The organism is Bradyrhizobium jicamae (assembly GCF_018130695.1).
Taxonomy (GTDB): domain Bacteria; phylum Pseudomonadota; class Alphaproteobacteria; order Rhizobiales; family Xanthobacteraceae; genus Bradyrhizobium; species Bradyrhizobium jicamae_B.
The window spans coordinates 276,775-293,718 of sequence record NZ_JAFCJX010000007.1 but is presented as its reverse complement, the minus strand read 5'-3'; the positions used below and the strand labels follow the sequence as shown (position 1 = coordinate 293,718).

The following is a 16,944-nucleotide window of genomic DNA, read 5'->3' as shown; positions in this document are numbered from 1 at the left end:
GCCAATCGCCTTGTCCTCTTCGTTATGATTTTCGAGCCGCGGCCAGCCAATTGACAGCGCAGGCGAAGATCGCCTGCCAAGCTTCGCAACGTATCCGTTTGACAATGTTGAAGGCCGAAACACCTGTAACATCTACTGCAAGGGGTGGATGGCGCGACCCGTCACCAACAGTGCAATCAACGCACCACTTAGAGCGCGGAACAACGCATCTCTCAAGATTCTTGATCAAAGAGTGAGCGCAGGGAAAATAATTGCACTATTCTATCATGCACGCAAAAGATGTAAAACCTTTTTGGGCGATTGAGCCGCAGTTAATAAATGCAGGAATGCGTTTCGCCAAGCGACACTGGCCGAAGCGTGACGCCCTATTCCAAGCGGTATGGAAAACCAAAAAAGCCGCAGAATTACGATGACAGTGCACAGATGCGCCAAGCCGATGCACATCTCCGAGCTAGCTAATTAAGTGCACTGTAAGTACGTCAATCTGTCAATCGAATGTGCTGGACTCACCGTAGTCCCACTGAGCTATCTACTCGGACCGGTGGCGCGCCCTTCGGAACTTTGTGCACCGTCATGCAGAGGAATTGCCGTTCCGCGAATCAGCACGGAACGTTAACGATGGCGAGACTGGCGGCCTCTCTCGGAGACTTGCATGGCCCTTCCTCTCGTCCAACAACAGGCAAGCCTGCCTTGGGGCGACGACACGCCCTCAAGACGCGACGACATTCTTGCCCGCTATCTTCGCCTGCGGGAAATCTCGAAAAAACTTCACGAAGGAGTTCTCGACTCCATTTCCACTGACACACTGCTCAGTCAAGCGCGGCGGCTCGGATTGGCGCAAGGAAAGACGCTGCTTCTCGATCACGCCGACGAAATGTATTACGTCTACGACCTCGCTATCTACACCGCGCCGCCGGATCGTTCGCGGGCGATCGACCGCTACGCGAAGTCAGCCAAGTTTGAAGCACAGTCCGACGAACGGCTGATGCTGGATGCAATGCGCGGGTCGCAGTTTGCAATACTTCTGGTCGAACAGCGTCATGAAACGGTCGGCCTGATCGCCACCGACATTCTCCGCAACGCCAAGGTGTGGCTGCTCGACATCGGGCTCGAGAGTTCGATGGGCGAAGGAGAATTGATCGCAACCAGGCTGCTCACCCCTGGGCCGTTCTCGATGACCGCCGGCGTCAACGTTCCGTTCAAGATCGAAATGCTCGAGCAGGTCTGCATGCTGCTCCCGCGTCGTTTGGCCGACCGCGACCTGAGCCGGATAGCGGAGCACAGGCACTTTGCTGAAGCCGTCTACAAGGTGGGGCTTTCGGATGGCGTCATGGATCGCCTCGCTTATCTCGATCATGCCGATGAGGCCTGACCTTACGTGACGGAAGCGGAGGAGATCGTAGAGACGGCTCCAATCGGCGATCATGGCGCTCCCTAGGGGAATCGAACCCCTGTTTCAGCCTTGAGAGGGCCGCGTCCTAACCGCTAGACGAAGGGAGCGTTGAGGGGTCAGGCAATAGCCTTGAAATCGGCTGGCCGCAAGATGCCTTGTGCGCTGCGGCGGGGTTTTGTCGGCATATCCTTTATGGTCTGGGGCGAATCCGGGCCGGAAACCCACCTCCGCGAGGCAGCAATCGCATATGAGGCGCGAGGTGCTGCGACATCGGCGTTGTGCCCCCTCTCCCGCTTGCGGGGGAGGGTTGGGGTGGGGGTGCTTCCGCATCGGGAGTGCCTGCGTGGAGACAGCCCCCACCCGCCACGCTCTTCGAGCGCGTCGGCCTCCCCCGCAAGCGGGAGAGGCGAAGCGAACTCGTGGATAGCCCTGCGCCCCCCTCGCCCCTGCCCGCCGCGCGTTACCGCCGCCGCAGCGTCGCCGGCGCGCCCGCACCGCGCTGCCGTGCATCACGTCGTCACGCACTCGGCCCCGCTTTTGACAAACAGATACAAAACACTCCCCTGTGAAGTCACCGGCGCCGCAACGTCTGATAGCGTTCGCAGCATTCACCGTGCTGCGGCGCTGAGGCGCCCAAGAAGCAAGAGGAGGCCTGGAACACAGCGCAGCCCGACGCAGACGATTCTGGCGCCAGACGCATCGGCATACCCTCATCTTGGCAAACAAAAATCAGCGCTGGCCGCGCGGGGGACTGGAAGTGTGTTCCGTCCCGCGGGCCGCGAGAGGTCAACAGCTTAAGCAGAGCGAGGACAGACCATGATCAAGATCAAAATCAACGGCCAGGAACAAAGTTGGGACGGCGACCCCGATCTGTCGCTGCTGTGGTATCTCCGCGACGAGGCCGGGCTGACCGGCACCAAGTTCGGCTGCGGCCAGGCGCTGTGCGGCGCCTGCACCGTGATCGTCGACAAGCAGGCGGTGCGCGCCTGCATCACCTCGGTCTCCGACGTGGTCGGCCGCGAGGTCACCACCATCGAGGGCCTGCATCCGACCGGCGATCATCCGGTGCAGAAGGCCTGGCGCCAGGTCAACGTTCCCCAATGCGGCTATTGCCAGGCCGGCCAGATCATGCAGGCGGCGGCGCTGCTGACGGACAACCCAAAGCCGTCGCATGACCAGATCCGCGAGGCGATGGCGGGCAACATCTGCCGCTGCGGCTGCTACCAGCGCATCGAGAATGCCGTGCATCTCGCATCGACGGGGGTGTGACATGAACATCCGCACCAATCCCGGAAAGCTTCGTGGCTTCGAAAAGCATGTGAAGGTCGAGAACGTATCGCGCCGCAGCATCCTCAAAGGCCTCGGCATCGCCGGCGGCTTCGTGCTCGCGGCGCCCGTGATGTCGCGCCAGGCCTTCGCCTATGAGACCGGCGCCGGCAAGATGCCGCATGGCACCGTGGTCGATCCGAAGGTGTTCGTCGCGATCGCGCCCGACGGCATCGTCACCATCGTCGCGCACCGCTCCGAAATGGGAACCGGTGTCCGCACCAGCCTGCCGCTGATCGTCGCCGAGGAGATGGAAGCCGACTGGTCGCGCGTCCGCGTCCAGCAGGCGCATGGCGACGAGGTCAAGTTCGGCAACCAGGACACCGACGGCTCGCGCAGCACGCGGCACTATCTGATCCCGATGCGCCAGATCGGCGCCTCGGCGCGCTCGATGCTGGAAGCCGCCGCGGCCAAGAAGTGGGGCGTGCCGGCCAGCGAAGTGAAGGCGCAAAACCACGAGGTCGTGCACAGCGCGAGCGGACGCCGCGCAGGCTTTGGCGAGCTTGCCGCCGATGCTGCGAAAGAATCCGTGCCGAGCGTCGAAGGCCTCAAGCTGAAGGACCCGAAGGACTTCCGCTATCTCGGCAAGGGCCAGGTCGGAATCGTCGATCTCCACGACATCACCACCGGCAAGGCGCATTACGGCGCCGATATACGGCTATCAGGGATGAAATACGCCGTGATCGCGCGGCCGCCCGTGACCGGCGGCAAGCTGAAGTCGTTCGACGACAGCGCCGCGATGAAGGTGCCCGGCGTCGAGAAGGTGATGGAGGTCAAGGGCTGGCCGTGGCCGTCGAAATTCCAGCCGCTCGGCGGCGTGGCCGTGATCGCGCGCAACACCGGCGCGGCGATCAAGGGCCGCGACGCGCTGAAGATCGTCTGGGATGACGGCGCCAACGCCAAATACGATTCGGTCAGCTATCGTGCGTCACTCGAAGAGGCCGCGCGAAAACCCGGCCTGGTCGTGCGCAAGGAAGGCGATGTGGAGTCGGCGTTGAAGAGCGCGGACAAGGTCATCACCGGCGAATATTATCTGCCGCATCTCGCCCATGCCAGCATGGAGCCGCCGGTCGCGGTCGCCCACGTCCAGGGCGACAAGTGCGAGGTCTGGGCGCCCGTGCAGAGCCCGGGCGGCACCCGCGAGGATGTCGCCAAGACGCTCGGCATTCCCGACGGCAATGTCACCGTCAACGTCACGCTGCTCGGCGGCGGCTTCGGGCGCAAATCGAAATGCGATTTCGCGCTCGAGGCCGTGCTGCTGTCGAAGGAGCTCGGCGCGCCGGTGAAAGTGCAGTGGACGCGCGAGGACGATGTCCGTCACGATTTCCTGCACACGGTGTCGGTGGAGCGGATCGAGGCCGGCCTCGACAAGAGCGGCAAGGTGATCGCGTGGCGGCATCGCAGCGTGGCGCCGACCATCGCCTCGACCTTTGCCGCCGGCGCCAACCACGAGGCGGCGTTCGAGCTCGGCATGGGCTTGATCGACAATCCCTTCGAGATCGCCAATTTGCAATGCGAGAATCCGGAGGCTGCGGCGTTCACCCGCATCGGCTGGTTCCGCTCGGTCTCGAACATCCCGCGCGCCTTCGCCGTGCAGTCGATGGTGGCGGAGATCGCGCTTGCGACCAAACGCGACCCGAAGGACATGCTGCTCGAGCTGATCGGCTCGCCCCGCATCGTCAATCTCGGATCGGTGAAGGATCCCTGGAACTACGGCGAGCCCTATGACAGCTACCCGATCGACACCGCGCGCCTGCGCAAGGTGGTCGAGCTGGTGGCCGAGAAGGGCGGCTGGGGACGGCAGGTGCCGAAGGGCCACGGCCTCGGCATTGCGGTGCACCGCTCGTTCGTCAGCTACATCGCGACCATCGTCGAGGTGGCCATCGACGACAAGCACCAGCTCTCGGTGCCGCGCGTCGACACCGCGATCGATTGCGGCACCTACGTCAACCCCGAGCGCATCCAGTCGCAGCTCGAGGGCGCGGCGATCATGGGGCTGAGCCTCTCCAAATATGGCGAGATCAGCTTCAAGGACGGCAAGGTCGAGCAGGGTAATTTCGACGACTTCCCGGTGATCCGGATGGACGAGTCGCCTGCCGTGACCAACGTCTACATCGTGCCGCCCGGACCGGACACGCCGCCGAGCGGCGTCGGCGAGCCCGGCGTGCCGCCGTTCGCTCCGGCCCTGATCAACGCGATCTTCGCCGCGACCGGAAAACGCATCCGCGCGCTTCCGATCGGCAAGCAGCTGGAGGCGTAGGAGTGGAACGTTAGGTGGAGTGAAGGCTCGTGATGCTTCACCTCTCCCCGCCCTTTCGCGGGGAGAGGTCGACGCCGGAGCGCAGCGCAGGCGGCGGGTGAGGGGCAAGGCACACTATCGACCCAAGCTCGCCTGTGTGCCGACTGATCAATTCGAGGAGTCGAAGAGGCCAATTGCATGGCAACGTCCTGCACAGCCCCTCACCCGGATCGCCCGAGGGCGATCCGACCTCTCCCCGCAAAGAGCGGGGAGAGGTGAAACGAACACCCCACAAACGGAAAGCGGCGGACCCATGGTCCGCCGCCTCCCCATCGCGCCGCTGCTGTGTCGTGTCTACTTCTTCAGGGCGAAGACCCAGACAACACCACCCTGCGGCACGTTGTTCTCGAAGCCCGGCACCTTGCCGGCCAGCGCGTCCTGGATGCGCTGCGCATCGACGCCCCAACCGGACTGGATCGCGACATATTGCGTGCCGTCGACCTCGTAGGACATCGGCATGCCCATGATGCCGGAGTTGGTCTTCTGCTCCCACAAGACGTCACCGGTCTTGGCGTTGAAGGCGCGGAACATGCGGTCGTTGGTGCCGCCGGCGAACACGAGATCGCCTGCGGTTGCCGTCACCGAGCCGAACAGCTGCGAGGTCTTGAAGCCGTGCGACCAGACCTTCTTGCCGGTCGCCGGATCCCAGGCCTGCATCTCGCCGAAATGATCGGCGCCGGGCGCCGGCGTCAGCCCGATATCCTCGGGCTTGGTGCCGAGCCAGAGCTGGCCGGGAACCAGCGGCTGCTTCTCGCCGGTGAAACCGCCGCAGAAGTTTTCGTTGGCGGGCACGTAGACGAGTTTTGTGTTCTGGCTATAGGCCGCCGACGGCCAGTCCTTGCCGCCCCACAGTGACGGGCAGAACTCGACGCGCTTGCCGAGCACGGGCTTATGGTCGGGATCGACGATCGGTCGGCCCGTTTCGGCTTCGATGCCCTTCCAGACGTTCGTCTTCACGAACGGCCAGCCGGAGACGTAGTTGATCTTGTCGGGCTTGTTCTCCAGCACCCAGAAGATCGCATCGCGTCCGGGATGGATCAGGCTCTTGAAGGTGCGGCCGTCGCGCTGCAGGTCGACCAGCATCGGCGCGTCGACCTCGTCCCAGTCCCAGGAATCGTTCTGGTGATACTGGAAGTGTTTCTTGATCTTGCCGGTCTCCGGATCGAGGCCGATCACCGAACTGGTGTAGAGGTTGTCGCCGGCATGCATCGATCCCGGCCACGGTGCGGCATTGCCGACGCCCCACAGGATGGTCTTGTTGTCCTTGTCGTAGGTGCCGGTCATCCAGGCCGATCCGCCGCCGGATTTCCAGTCGTCGCCGCTCCAGGTTTCGGAACCGGGTTCGCCGGGGGCAGGAACGGTGAAGGTGCGCCACAGCTCCTTGCCGCTGTTGGCGTCGTAGGCGACGACATAGCCGCGCACGCCGAACTCGCCGCCGGAGCCGCCGACGATCACCTTGCCGTCGACCACGAGCGGCATCAGCGTCAGATACTGCCCCTTCTTGTAGTCCTGCACCTTGGTGTCCCACAGCACCTTGCCGGTCTTGGCCTCGAGCGCGACGACGTGGTCATCGGTGGTGGCGAAATAGAGCTTGTCTTCCCACAGCCCGACGCCGCGGCTGGTCGGATGCAGCTGGAACAGATCGTCGGGCAGCTGCCGCTTGTAGCGCCAATACTCCTCACCCGTCTTGGCGTTGAGCGCGATTACCTGCCCCATCGGGGTGGCAACGAACATCACGCCGTTGTTGACGATCGGCGGCGCCTCATGGCCCTCGATCACGCCGGTGGAGAAGGTCCACACCGGGGTCAGATCCTTGACGTTTGACGTGTTGATCTGGGTGAGCGGACTGTAACCCTGTCCGTCATAGGTCCGGCGATAGAGCATCCAGTTGCCGGGTTCGGGATTTTCGAGACGCGCTGACGTCACCGGGCTGTAATTTTCGATTGATCCAGCGACCGCTGATATCGGGGCGAGGCATGTGAACGCGACACAGCCCGACAATAACCACTGCTTCCTTGTCATGAGATGCTACCTCCCTGCTCTGGTTGTTTTTTCAGTTCGTTTTTTGAGCATGATCTCCCGCGCAAACGCGTTCCGCGTTTGTCGCGAGGGAAAACCGCTTCACACTTTTCCGGATCATGCTCGCGGTCGTGCAGAAATCCCTTTGCCCTCTCATCCTCCCTGCTGGGCACCTACCTTTCCAACGAACGCGGCGGCGACGGTGATCGCACCGTCATTGATCGCAAGCGGCAGCGCCGCGAGGCGGCGCGGCGCCGGGCCGAACACCACCTGCGCCTCCTGGCGCGGATCGAACTCGGAATTGTGGCAGGCGCATTTGAAGACGTCCTTGTCGCCTTCGGCCTGCTTCACCCACATCGTGATCGGACATCCCGCATGCGAGCAGATGTCGGAATAGGCGACGATGCCGTCGGCCGCACGTGCGCGCGTGGAATCGTCGAGCTCGTTCGGATCGAGCCGGATGATGAGGAGCTCGTTGAGCCGCGAGCCCTTGCGCACCACTGAGGTCTTCGGATCCTTCGGCCAGGCGCGTAAGGGAGGACCACCGAGCTTGAGATCGTCAGCCTTGATGACCTCGCCGGCCTTGTCGCCTTCCGCGCGCACCAGCAGATCGGCCTTTTGCGGACGATCGCTGCTGCCGGGTGCCTCATCATCGGCGAGTGCGGGCGCGACCGTCGCAAGGCAGGCGCAGCCTGCAAGCGCAGTCAGCAGCGCGCGGCGCGTCGGATCCGATGGAACTTCGGGATCGGCGTCGTTGCTGTTGTTGATTGGGACGCTGAGATTGACTTCCGACATGACGCAAGCTGAACGTGCAACTCAGCCAAAATCATGGCGACGTGCACACGCGTGCGCTGCGGCATGCATAAAAATAACTTTACAGCTTTTGGTTGATCGCATCGCGCGAGGGTTGCTGCGCGACTGCAGCAGAAACGCGTCTCAGGGTTCGCTGACGAATTTGAGCGAGCCTGCCGGCTTCAGCGTCTTTGCATCAAATGCGCGGATTTCGGTGGCGCCGCCGACATCGAGCGTGACCAGCAGCCGATCGCCGGCGACGCCGGTCGAGACGATCCTGGCGCCCTTCGGCAGGGCCGCCGTGATGTCTGACGATGCGGAACTGGGGCTTCCCTCGCCGCGATAAAGGCGGTAGCCCACGGCGATCAACACGACGGCCACGGCGAGAGCCGAGGTCATACCCGCGATCAGCATCATCCGCCGCACCCGCGCAAACAGTGCGGCCTGCTCGGGGGTCGGTTCGGGCACGGCGGTCGTATCGGTCATCACAAGGCTCTTCTTTGGAACAGATCTCTTCGAATAACGGCCGGAAGCTGGAAGTCATCGTCGAGGGCGACGAGGGGTCGGCCCGGCTCGACCGCGTGCTCGCGCAGCGTCAAACCGAACTGTCGCGATCGCGGCTGAAGGCGCTGATCCTGGCCGGTTCCGTGACCGTCAGGGACACCCCCGTCCGCGACCCCGCTTATCATGTCGCCAAGGGCGATACGATCACAATCGACGTGCCCGAGGCGGCGCCGGCCGAACCCCAAGGCGAGGACATCGCGCTCGATATCGTGTTCGAGGACGACGACATCATCGTCATCGACAAGCCCAGCGGTCTCGTGGTCCACCCGGCCGCCGGGCACGCCACGGGAACGCTGGTCAACGCGCTGATCGCCCATTGCGGCGCGAGCCTGTCCGGCATCGGCGGCGTCAAGCGGCCGGGCATCGTGCACCGGCTCGACAAGGACACGACGGGATTGATGGTGGTCGCCAAGAACGACCAGTCCCACCAGTCGCTCACCGCGCAATTCGCCGACCACGGCCGCACCGGCCCGATGCAGCGCGGCTACATGGCCTTTGCCTGGGGCGTGCCGAACCGCCCGCACGGCACCGTCGATGCGCCGATCGACCGCCACCCGCACGCCCGCGAGAAAATGGCGGTGCGCCAGGGCGGCCGCGAGGCCATCACCCATTTCGAATTGCAGCAGAGCTTTACGGGGCGCGACGGCAAGCCGGTCGCAGCCCTCCTCGCCTGCCAGCTGGAGACCGGACGGACCCATCAGATCCGGGTCCATCTCGCCCATATCGGCCATCCCCTGATGGGCGACTCCGTCTACGGCCCGCATTTCAAGACCAAGGCCGGCCATCTCGGACCGCAGGCCCAGGCGGCGCTATCAGCCCTCGGCCGGCAGGCCCTGCACGCCTATCTGCTGGCTTTGGAACATCCCCGGACCGGGGAACTTTTGCACTGGGAGGCGCCCCTGCCGGAGGATTTGCTTCTCCTGCAGGCTGCGCTGGCAGCGGCCGTATGACGCACGCCCCTCGGAAAATCGTTGTTATGACAATAGGTTATAGCTGCCACACGGGGACGTGACGTCAGCAATCCTTCCCTATCACGGGCCGTTTAGTGTATGTTGCACCTGCGTTGAATATCCAACGCGGAACATCGCAGCCGGGCCGGCTTTAACACAGCGGCCGTCTGCCGGGCCCGCCGCTATCGGGGGCCTGAACCACTGGAGGGCGCACGAATGGCCCGTACAGCTACGTTACCGGTCCTCAATGGAGAGTCCGGTCTTTCCCGATACCTCGCCGAGATCCGCAAATTCCCCATGCTGGAACCCCAGCAGGAGTACATGCTCGCCAAGCGTTGGCGCGAGCATGACGATCGCGACGCGGCGCATAAGCTCGTCACCTCCCACCTCAGGCTCGTGGCCAAGATCGCCATGGGCTATCGCGGCTACGGTCTGCCGATCTCCGAGGTCGTCTCGGAAGGCAACGTCGGCCTGATGCAGGCGGTGAAGCGATTCGAGCCCGAGAAGGGCTTCCGTCTCGCCACCTATGCCATGTGGTGGATCAAGGCGTCGATACAAGAGTACATCCTGCGTTCCTGGTCTCTCGTGAAAATGGGAACCACCGCGAACCAGAAGAAGCTGTTCTTCAACCTGCGCAAGGCGAAGAGCAAGATCAGCGCGCTGGACGAAGGCGATCTCCGCCCCGACCAGGTGCAGCTGATTGCCAAGCGCCTCGGCGTGACCGATCAGGACGTGATCGACATGAACCGCCGCCTCGGTGGCGACGCGTCGCTCAACGCCCCGATCCGCGACGACGGCGAAGCCGGCGAATGGCAGGACTGGCTGGTCGACAACTCCCCGAACGCCGAGGCCGTGATGGCCGAGAGCGAGGAGTTCGATCACCGCCGCCAGGCGCTGTCCGGCGCCATCAACGTGCTCAACCCGCGCGAACGCCGCATCTTCGAGGCGCGGCGCCTGGCGGATGAGCCGATGACGCTGGAAGACCTCGCCGCCGAGTTCGGCGTGTCGCGCGAACGCGTGCGGCAGATCGAGGTCCGCGCCTTCGAGAAGGTGCAGTCGGCCGTCAAGGGCACGATCGCCCGCCAGGAAGCAGCGCTCGAAGCCGCGCACTAAAGGCGGCGACGAGTTCAGGAGATGCGAAGGCCGGCGGCAACGCCGGCCTTTTTGTTTTTTGCAAGGTGGTGCTCGACGCACATCTCGATCTGCGGCATGGACTCATGAATCCACCTATCGCCGAAGCTCGTGTCGGCTAAGGACCTGAAGCCGACATCTGTTCTCGATTACCTACGGGGAGTAGACTTGCACGAGCCTGTCACGCATCCTCCCGACGCCTTCAACCGGGGTCTCCCTCCAGGAACGGATCTGATGGTCCATCTGTTTGAGCCCACACCACGCGCCTGGAAACGCGGTGCCGGCGCTTCGGGAGACTTGTTACGAAAGCAAATTGAGGGGAGCCCGCTGCAGCAGAGCAACATCCCTGCGGAGACGGCCCTCGACAGTCACTTTAAGCTGTCAGATATCAACAGCGCGGGCGATGGGTTCCGCTTTGTTTCCGACCGCGGCCGAGCAGCCCTTGAAGAACTGGCCCCAGGCTGTGTTGCCTTCTTCCCATTGAATTTAAAGATACCCGAGCGCATCAGGGCGGCTGCGGCCTATTTCTTTTTCGATGTGCTGCCGCGTGCGCAACTGATCGACTGGGATCAGAGCCCCACCGGTCTACGCATTGTGCGTGCGCCGGATGGTAGGGAGAGCCGCGCTCTCACAGGCGGAGCTTTTTTGGGTTCAGCAGTCAAATTCAAACCGACAAACGAGGAGACGCCGCCGATTTGGCGCGAGGCCGACCTGGATCGCCCGACCGTTCATTTTTTTTCAAACAAGAAGCACATCTTCCTGCGCGACGATATCTGGCAAGGTCTGAACGCGAGGTTTCCTAAGCAACTCGTCGCCCGGAAGCTCGGGTAAACCGGACTGATCCGAAAGGCTCAAGGTTCTCGCAGGCTTGATCGCTAGAGCCCCCCAGGGGGCGCCGGCTACTTGCAGCCGCGGCAAATCGTAAGCTTGCCCTTCAGCTTGTCATCCTCCCCGGGATCGACCGACTGCTGCCCAGAGGCACGATCTGCTTCTTGATTGATTGGCTGCTTTGCCCGGCGCGACTTGACGGGCCGCGCCGGCCGGCTTGACGTGTCATCATCATCGCTGATGCCGACGCTGAAGCCATCGTGATCGGTGGCCGGCCTCACCGACGACGGCGCCCCCTCGATCACATGCGGAGGCGGTACGCTGCCGGACTCCAACGGCGTGTGCTCGACAATGGCAGATCGTGGGGCGGTCGTGTGTGGCGGCACATCCTTGGCGGCTCGGGGCCGTACCGAACCCTTGGCGGTCGCCGTCGGCGGCGGAACATCATCCGTTGCCTGTGACGAACCAACATTGCTCTTGGTCGAAGGCGTGGGACTTGCGGCAGCCGCTCGCGGCGGCGACACGCTGGGGGCCGCCATCGGCGGCCAAACGCTGTTGGTAGCAGCCGGAGATGCCACCACCTCATTCGATGGCGGCGGCGCAAGCGAAAGCGGTGGGGACAGCGACGTCTGACATCTCGCGCTGTCGTGTGGCCAAACTCCCGCCGCCAACAAAGCAAGGGCAAGCGTTGCGGTTTTCATTTGCCGTCCTGCAATCACTGAGACAAAACATTGATCGCGTGACTCCTGCAGCCACGCTTCGGCGAAAATTCCCACGTTTGACATGGCGATCAAAATTGACGGAAGTGGGGAAGCAGCGGGTGGATACATACCCTAGCTGCTCGTCCGCGTAGGTAAGTCAGATGGGGTAGGTCTAACGCGTGCACTCCGGTTGAACCTTATCGTAGTCCCAACGGCCCACGCAAACGGGTTGGGAACGGAGGTTTTGATGACCAGTTCCAGTGGACGCCCCGTGCATCTTTATCGTTTGATCGCTCGCGCGGTTGGAGTGTGTGCGGTCACGCTTGTCGGGATCAACACAGCCTATCCGCATGACCTGATGCGACCAGAGCTGAACGCCTGGTTCAAAAGTCTCAAGAACAAGGCAGGGGAGCCGTGCTGTGACAGCGGAGATGGCCAACGCGCGGAGGCCGAGTGGGATATGGCAAATAATGGCTACAGAGTCCTGCTGAAGCATCCGCATCGACCAAGCGAACCCGGGCAATGGTTTGACGTGCCAGACTCCGTCGTACTGAACCGTCAGAACCTCAGCGGCATGGCGATGGTTTGGTGGTCGCCGATTTACACCCCCGATGGAGGAATGAGTCCCAAGTGGCGCTGCTTCATTCCGGGGCCGGGCGGATGACCTCACTGCATGTAAAGCACAATTCGATCGAAACGCCTGGTTGAGCGAATTTTTGCGGACCCGACGCTACGATCGACCAGTAACGCGATAGACTCGTGCGCTCCCCTCGACGCCGCGCAGCGGCGCCTCGAACCCCTCGACATCCCGGCCCGTCAACAGCTCACGAACGCCGGACGCCGTGTAGAGTGCTTCCGTCAGACAGATTTCGCCGGCATCGGCGAATGATTGCACCCGCGCGGCTATGTTCACGGTCTGGCCGAAGTAGTCGAGATTCTCGTTGAGAGTTACGGCAATGGATGGCCCGCAGTGCGCGCCCATCTTGAGAATGATCGCTGGCTGGCCGTGCTCGCGGTTGAACCGGCCGATGTCCTGCAACATGTGGAGCGCCGCCGCCACAGCGTCCGCCGGCCGGGAGAACGCTGCCATGACGGCATCGCCGATGGTCTTCACGATTGCACCGGCATGCTGATGCGCAACTGCGTCGAGCAGGGCGAAGTGTTCCCGTACCAGCGCATAGGCATTGAGATCCCCGAGATGCTCGTAGAGCGCGGTCGAGCCTTTCAAATCGGTGAACAGGAGGGTTACCTGCCGGATGCCAAGGCCTTCCTCCTCGTCCACACGCTCGGAGCGAAACAGCTTGCGGAAGGTCTGCCGCGTCAACAGCATGCCGCCGGACACGTAGGGGTCGAACTCGAGCGTCGGTTTCTCCGGCATGGTCACGATCTCTGGCGGCCAGTTGATCAGGAGTAGCGAGCCGCGCTTGGGGCCGGTGTTGCTGATCTCGAAGACCGCAGGCCCCGACGGCACGGCCGAAAGCGCGGACGTGAAACGCTGCCCATCGTAGGTGACACGAACAATCGTCGGCGTGTTGGGCGCCGGGCCGGCAGCAGCGGATGAGTCCACGACCGGTAGCGTGAAGCCAGCCTGGGTCTGGACGTTGACGCCGGAGAGGGCGCCGGGCCCAATCTCGGCATGCAGCGTCGTCGTCACGCCGGATGGCAGATATGTCATGCCGCGCACGAGGGTGCGCAGGACATCGACAAACCGGGCTTGTCCGCCAGGCAGCCGCCCGGTGTCGGCGAACTTCAGCTTCCAGTGCAGGTCTTCGATCGAGAGGTTGTCGACGTCGTGCAGCGCGAGGCGCCTGACTTGCGCCGCGACGGAGAAAGAAACCTGGATAAAGTCGTCGAGCTCCGTCTGCCCCTCGATATCGCACAGGCCGCAGACAAAATGGCTTCGGAGCGCGCGTAGCTTGCCGAAGCTTTCCAGCACCAGGCCCGAATGGGGGCATAGAATGTCCCAATGCAGGTCGACCAGCCCGGCACGAGCGGCGTGGAGGAACAGGTCGATCGACTCCGGCTCGGCCACACCGCGATCACGCGCAAAGGCCAGGGGGTTGGCGCGGTAAACACTGACCTCGTCGCCGCTGCGGATCAGCGTTTCGAACTTGGAGATGACGCGCGGGCTCCAGGCACGGGCCTGCTCGATCTGGGTCATCTTGGCTTCAAGAAGCCGTTCATCAATGGATGTCATCGCCAGCTCCTGACGGTAACAATCTATCAGCTTCGCCGGCCATTCAGGCTATCAGCCGCCGGGCCGGCCAAATCATAACACAGTGGCAACACGTCCTGCTGACCAATCCGGCCATGTCGCATATGGATCAGATGGCCATATCCCTGAGGTCGGATCGGGCTTCCGCTTCGTCCCAAAAGCGGGCCGTCCTTGAAGTTTGTAGGATGGGTGGAGCGAAGCGATACCCATCACCTTCGTGCCGCCCGGTGAGATGATGGGTATCGCTGCGCTCCACCCATCCTACGAAGCGCCGCCCTATTCCCCCCACTCCCGCGCCATCTTCGCCAGCGCGCAGCCTTCGCAATAACGCGCGTCCTTGACGTCGATCCAGTTGTGCGCATAGACACGGTCGAGCGGGATGCCGTAACGGGCGCGCAACACCTTCACCAGCACCCGCCAGGCCGCCATGTCGGCTAAGGGCCATAAACGGACGTTTCGACCGAACTCGATCTGCAGTCTGGCGACAGGCGTGTGATCTTTATTCAGGCAAGGCCGGGCGCCACGTTCCCGTATCGATCGCGTGCTCGAGATAGGCGATCTCATCACATGAGATAAGGCAAATCTCCTTCAGCGCAGCGAGCTGATCCTGCGCCTTGCGGGGCTCGCCAAGTGCCAGGAAAAGCTCGCCCAGATGTGTGCGAGCACCACGATGACGAGGATTGAACGTCAGCGCCTGCTGATAGTGCCCCATGGCGGGACCGAGCTGTCGAAGCCGATAATGAGCATAGCCAATGTAGTTCTGTATGTCTGCGTTGAAGGGATCGCGCAGAACAGCGAGACTGAGTGCCCTGATCGCCTCATCCCAGTTTTCCGCCGCGAGGGCTCGCTTGCCGGCCGCGAAATCGGGATCGAGTTGCGCCCAGTCGGACTCGCTTCCCAACTCGGTCATCGAGGTACAGATCGGCCACGTTTCCGCCGCCAACGTCGTCTCGGCTGAGGTGCCGAGCCAACCGGTGATCGCCTTTTGCCAAGCTGCACCGTTCGCGACATAGAGCGAGCTCCCCGCGATCAATACGCCGAGGAAGGTGGCCGAGGCGATCCGGCGCATCATCGGCTGCCCGCCTTTTGGCCGGCGAGATACGTCTTGGCCTCGCGAGTCTCGGGCCGCTCATTGTCGGCAGTCCTGGCGAGCTCGACGACCTTGCCGTAGTACTCGACGGCCTTCTGACGGTCGCTCGCTCCGTTCGCGGCGCGTGCGATTCCAAGAAGGGCGCGATAGCGATTGGGCGTCTGCCGCAGCGCGGTCTCGAATTCCTTCAGCGCGGCAGCCGGCTGACCCGTTTCGAGGAGGAACTCGCCGAGCAACTCGCGGAACGGATAGAGGCGATTTTCCATCGCCACGCTCTTGATGCTCGCGTCCTCGCTGTCGGCAGCAGTGCGCATGAACTTGATCGCCTGATCGCGGGCCCCCTCACGCAGTGCAATCCAAGCCGAGATCGCCAGGATCTGTTCTTCCGAACGGTCTGCCCAATAGGACTGGTTGGCTTGCTCCAGTGTCGCTCGGAGTGCCTTGATCGCCTCGATCTCGGCTTTCGCACCGGCGAGATCGCCGTTGCGCACCATGCCGAGCCCGCGCGTGAACCGGGTCACCGAATCCGCCGCCGGATACTGGCTTGGCTTGAGCGGCAGCGCCGCAGCGCCCGCCCAGTCGGCGCGCTCCAGGACGTAGCGCGCCGGCATTGCGTTCTTTGCGGTGAAGTTGGCGAAGACGATTGGTCGGTCGCCGCGATCCGCGGTCGCAATCGACTTCTCGGTTAGTGCTTTCGCTTTTTCATCCTGTCCGAGCTGCAGGTACGCGTAAACCGAGAAATCCGCCGCGTGGTAATAGTCGGGTTGGATCGAGATTGCCGAAGCGTTCGACGCGATCGAATCTTCCCACAGTCCCAGCATCGAATAGATGTGCGAGGGCATATGTCGCGCGTGCGGCACGGCTGGCGCGACATCGGCGTAACGCCGCGCCGCGGGAAGGCCCTTCTCGGCAATCGGGGCGAAGTCATAGGCGTGGATGGTGAAATGCGTCACGCCCGGATGCTGTGGGTTCTGCCGATAAAGCTTTTCCAGAATGGCCGCTGACTTGAGCTGGTTGGCATAGGTCGTATCAGAAGGTGATGCCGACGCCTGCAAGGTGAGAGCATAGAAGACTTGCGCCTCGTAGTCATCGGGATAGCGCTGGGCCAGTTGCCCCATCGCCCTGTTGTAGTTGGATAGGCGGAGGTTGACCGGCGTCTTTTCGTGGTCGCGGTAGTAGGCGCTCAAAGCCTCGATCCAGTCGCGTTCACGCTGCGTTTTTGCGCCGACCTCACGCGCCTTCTCGAGCGCCGCCCAGGCGGCGTCCGCGTCTGCGCGCGGCGGCGGCGCGACAAAGACATTGTTGAGGAGATCAATGGCGATACCCCAATACGCGATCGCGCAGTCTGGATCCTGCTTCAACACGTCCTCGAACGTGCGGCGGGCGATCAGGAACCAATAAGAGTGGATCATCGCGACGCCGCGCTCGAACTCAGCCTGCACCTTGGGATCGCAGGACGTCGAAAAGCTGAGCTTGCCCAACTTGTCATCCTGCTGGTCAGTTTGCGCCGCAATGAGCCCGGCAGATAGAGCAAGCGCCGCAGCTGCGATTGTCATGCCGGCAAGGCTTTTTGAACAGCCCATGATCCGATTCCGCCATTTCGCGATGCCCGGCATCATGCGCCGCCGAATTCCGT

The 16,944-nt window shown here is 62.9% G+C and carries 14 protein-coding genes, 1 tRNA gene and 1 pseudogene; 7 read left to right on the top strand and 9 right to left on the bottom strand.

Translation table 11 applies throughout. From position 1 onward, the window contains the following. Positions 1-652 precede the first annotated feature (652 nt). Complete coding sequence (locus JQ604_RS12800; RefSeq protein WP_212357752.1) at positions 653-1,372, top strand: hypothetical protein; 720 nt, start codon at positions 653-655, stop codon at positions 1,370-1,372. 53 nt (positions 1,373-1,425) lie between these two features. Here JQ604_RS12800 and JQ604_RS12795 read toward each other — a convergent pair. Then, positions 1,426-1,500 (bottom strand) — tRNA-Glu (locus tag JQ604_RS12795). Positions 1,501-2,209: 709 nt separating this feature from the next. Here JQ604_RS12795 and JQ604_RS12790 point away from each other — a divergent pair. Both JQ604_RS12790 and JQ604_RS12785 read left to right on the top strand, forming a co-directional pair. Continuing rightward, positions 2,210-2,662, top strand: a complete 453-nt coding sequence (locus tag JQ604_RS12790) for a (2Fe-2S)-binding protein (protein WP_212357751.1) — start codon at positions 2,210-2,212, stop codon at positions 2,660-2,662. Position 2,663: 1 nt separating this feature from the next. Further along, positions 2,664-4,979, top strand: coding sequence for a xanthine dehydrogenase family protein molybdopterin-binding subunit (locus JQ604_RS12785; protein ID WP_212357750.1), 2,316 nt, complete (start codon positions 2,664-2,666; stop codon positions 4,977-4,979). Between the two features lie 333 nt (positions 4,980-5,312). Here the strand turns inward: JQ604_RS12785 and JQ604_RS12780 are convergent, their stop codons facing one another. From JQ604_RS12780 to JQ604_RS12770, 3 genes are all read right to left on the bottom strand, one after another. Then, positions 5,313-7,040, bottom strand: a complete 1,728-nt coding sequence (locus JQ604_RS12780) for a methanol/ethanol family PQQ-dependent dehydrogenase (RefSeq protein WP_212357749.1) — start codon at positions 7,038-7,040, stop codon at positions 5,313-5,315. Positions 7,041-7,190: 150 nt separating this feature from the next. After that, a complete protein-coding gene (locus JQ604_RS12775) occupies positions 7,191-7,832 on the bottom strand; it encodes a ubiquinol-cytochrome c reductase iron-sulfur subunit (RefSeq protein WP_212357748.1) in 642 nt (213 codons plus the stop codon). A 141-nt stretch (positions 7,833-7,973) separates the two neighbouring features. Continuing rightward, positions 7,974-8,315, bottom strand: a complete 342-nt coding sequence (locus JQ604_RS12770; RefSeq protein WP_212357747.1) for a hypothetical protein — start codon at positions 8,313-8,315, stop codon at positions 7,974-7,976. Between the two features lie 14 nt (positions 8,316-8,329). On the opposite strand from JQ604_RS12770, the gene JQ604_RS12765 reads away from it, so the two are divergent. The 3 genes from JQ604_RS12765 to JQ604_RS12755 all read left to right on the top strand — a co-directional run bounded on the left by JQ604_RS12765 (position 8,330) and on the right by JQ604_RS12755 (position 11,305). Continuing rightward, positions 8,330-9,343, top strand: a complete 1,014-nt coding sequence (locus tag JQ604_RS12765) for an RluA family pseudouridine synthase (RefSeq protein ID WP_249158215.1) — start codon at positions 8,330-8,332, stop codon at positions 9,341-9,343. A gap of 216 nt (positions 9,344-9,559) precedes the next feature. Further along, a complete protein-coding gene (rpoH, locus tag JQ604_RS12760) occupies positions 9,560-10,456 on the top strand; it encodes an RNA polymerase sigma factor RpoH (RefSeq protein WP_212357746.1) in 897 nt (298 codons plus the stop codon). A gap of 252 nt (positions 10,457-10,708) precedes the next feature. Next, positions 10,709-11,305: an imm11 family protein gene (locus JQ604_RS12755; RefSeq protein WP_212357745.1), complete on the top strand. Its 597-nt coding sequence runs from the start codon at positions 10,709-10,711 to the stop codon at positions 11,303-11,305. Between the two features lie 68 nt (positions 11,306-11,373). On the opposite strand, the gene JQ604_RS12750 is transcribed toward JQ604_RS12755, so the two are convergent. Continuing rightward, the gene (locus JQ604_RS12750; RefSeq protein ID WP_212357743.1) at positions 11,374-11,637 is read right to left on the bottom strand and encodes a hypothetical protein; all 264 of its coding nucleotides are present in this window, start codon (positions 11,635-11,637) and stop codon (positions 11,374-11,376) included. A 613-nt stretch (positions 11,638-12,250) separates the two neighbouring features. On the opposite strand from JQ604_RS12750, the gene JQ604_RS12745 reads away from it, so the two are divergent. Then, on the top strand, positions 12,251-12,667 hold the full coding sequence (locus JQ604_RS12745; protein WP_212357741.1) for a hypothetical protein: 417 nt from the start codon (positions 12,251-12,253) through the stop codon (positions 12,665-12,667). A gap of 66 nt (positions 12,668-12,733) precedes the next feature. Here JQ604_RS12745 and JQ604_RS12740 read toward each other — a convergent pair whose 3' ends face one another. The 4 genes and pseudogenes from JQ604_RS12740 to JQ604_RS12725 form a co-directional block, all read right to left on the bottom strand. Beyond that, the gene (locus JQ604_RS12740; protein ID WP_212357739.1) at positions 12,734-14,200 is read right to left on the bottom strand and encodes an adenylate/guanylate cyclase domain-containing protein; all 1,467 of its coding nucleotides are present in this window, start codon (positions 14,198-14,200) and stop codon (positions 12,734-12,736) included. 294 nt (positions 14,201-14,494) lie between these two features. After that, a pseudogene (locus JQ604_RS12735) lies at positions 14,495-14,653 on the bottom strand (peptidoglycan recognition protein family protein); the annotation flags it as partial. Positions 14,654-14,717: 64 nt separating this feature from the next. Continuing rightward, positions 14,718-15,290: a tetratricopeptide repeat protein gene (locus JQ604_RS12730; RefSeq protein ID WP_212357736.1), complete on the bottom strand. Its 573-nt coding sequence runs from the start codon at positions 15,288-15,290 to the stop codon at positions 14,718-14,720. Continuing rightward, positions 15,287-16,927 carry a tetratricopeptide repeat protein gene (locus tag JQ604_RS12725; protein ID WP_212357733.1) on the bottom strand — a complete coding sequence of 547 codons (1,641 nt, stop codon included), beginning with the start codon at positions 16,925-16,927 and terminating at the stop codon, positions 15,287-15,289. The genes JQ604_RS12730 and JQ604_RS12725 overlap by 4 nt, the downstream gene beginning before the upstream one ends. Positions 16,928-16,944 lie beyond the last annotated feature (17 nt).

Bases quoted from the DNA above. Each gene is read 5' to 3' on its own strand.
- JQ604_RS12775 (WP_212357748.1), bottom strand. From the start codon at position 7,832: ATGTCGGAAGTCAATCTCAGCGTCCCAATCAACAACAGCAACGACGCC.
- JQ604_RS12770 (WP_212357747.1), bottom strand. From the start codon at position 8,315: ATGACCGATACGACCGCCGTGCCCGAACCGACCCCCGAGCAGGCCGCA.
- JQ604_RS12725 (WP_212357733.1), bottom strand. From the start codon at position 16,927: ATGATGCCGGGCATCGCGAAATGGCGGAATCGGATCATGGGCTGTTCA.
- JQ604_RS12745 (WP_212357741.1), top strand. From the start codon at position 12,251: ATGACCAGTTCCAGTGGACGCCCCGTGCATCTTTATCGTTTGATCGCT.
- JQ604_RS12785 (WP_212357750.1), top strand. From the start codon at position 2,664: ATGAACATCCGCACCAATCCCGGAAAGCTTCGTGGCTTCGAAAAGCAT.
- JQ604_RS12790 (WP_212357751.1), top strand. From the start codon at position 2,210: ATGATCAAGATCAAAATCAACGGCCAGGAACAAAGTTGGGACGGCGAC.
- JQ604_RS12740 (WP_212357739.1), bottom strand. From the start codon at position 14,200: ATGACATCCATTGATGAACGGCTTCTTGAAGCCAAGATGACCCAGATC.
- JQ604_RS12730 (WP_212357736.1), bottom strand. From the start codon at position 15,290: ATGATGCGCCGGATCGCCTCGGCCACCTTCCTCGGCGTATTGATCGCG.
- rpoH (WP_212357746.1), top strand. From the start codon at position 9,560: ATGGCCCGTACAGCTACGTTACCGGTCCTCAATGGAGAGTCCGGTCTT.
- JQ604_RS12780 (WP_212357749.1), bottom strand. From the start codon at position 7,040: ATGACAAGGAAGCAGTGGTTATTGTCGGGCTGTGTCGCGTTCACATGC.
- JQ604_RS12800 (WP_212357752.1), top strand. From the start codon at position 653: ATGGCCCTTCCTCTCGTCCAACAACAGGCAAGCCTGCCTTGGGGCGAC.
- JQ604_RS12755 (WP_212357745.1), top strand. From the start codon at position 10,709: ATGGTCCATCTGTTTGAGCCCACACCACGCGCCTGGAAACGCGGTGCC.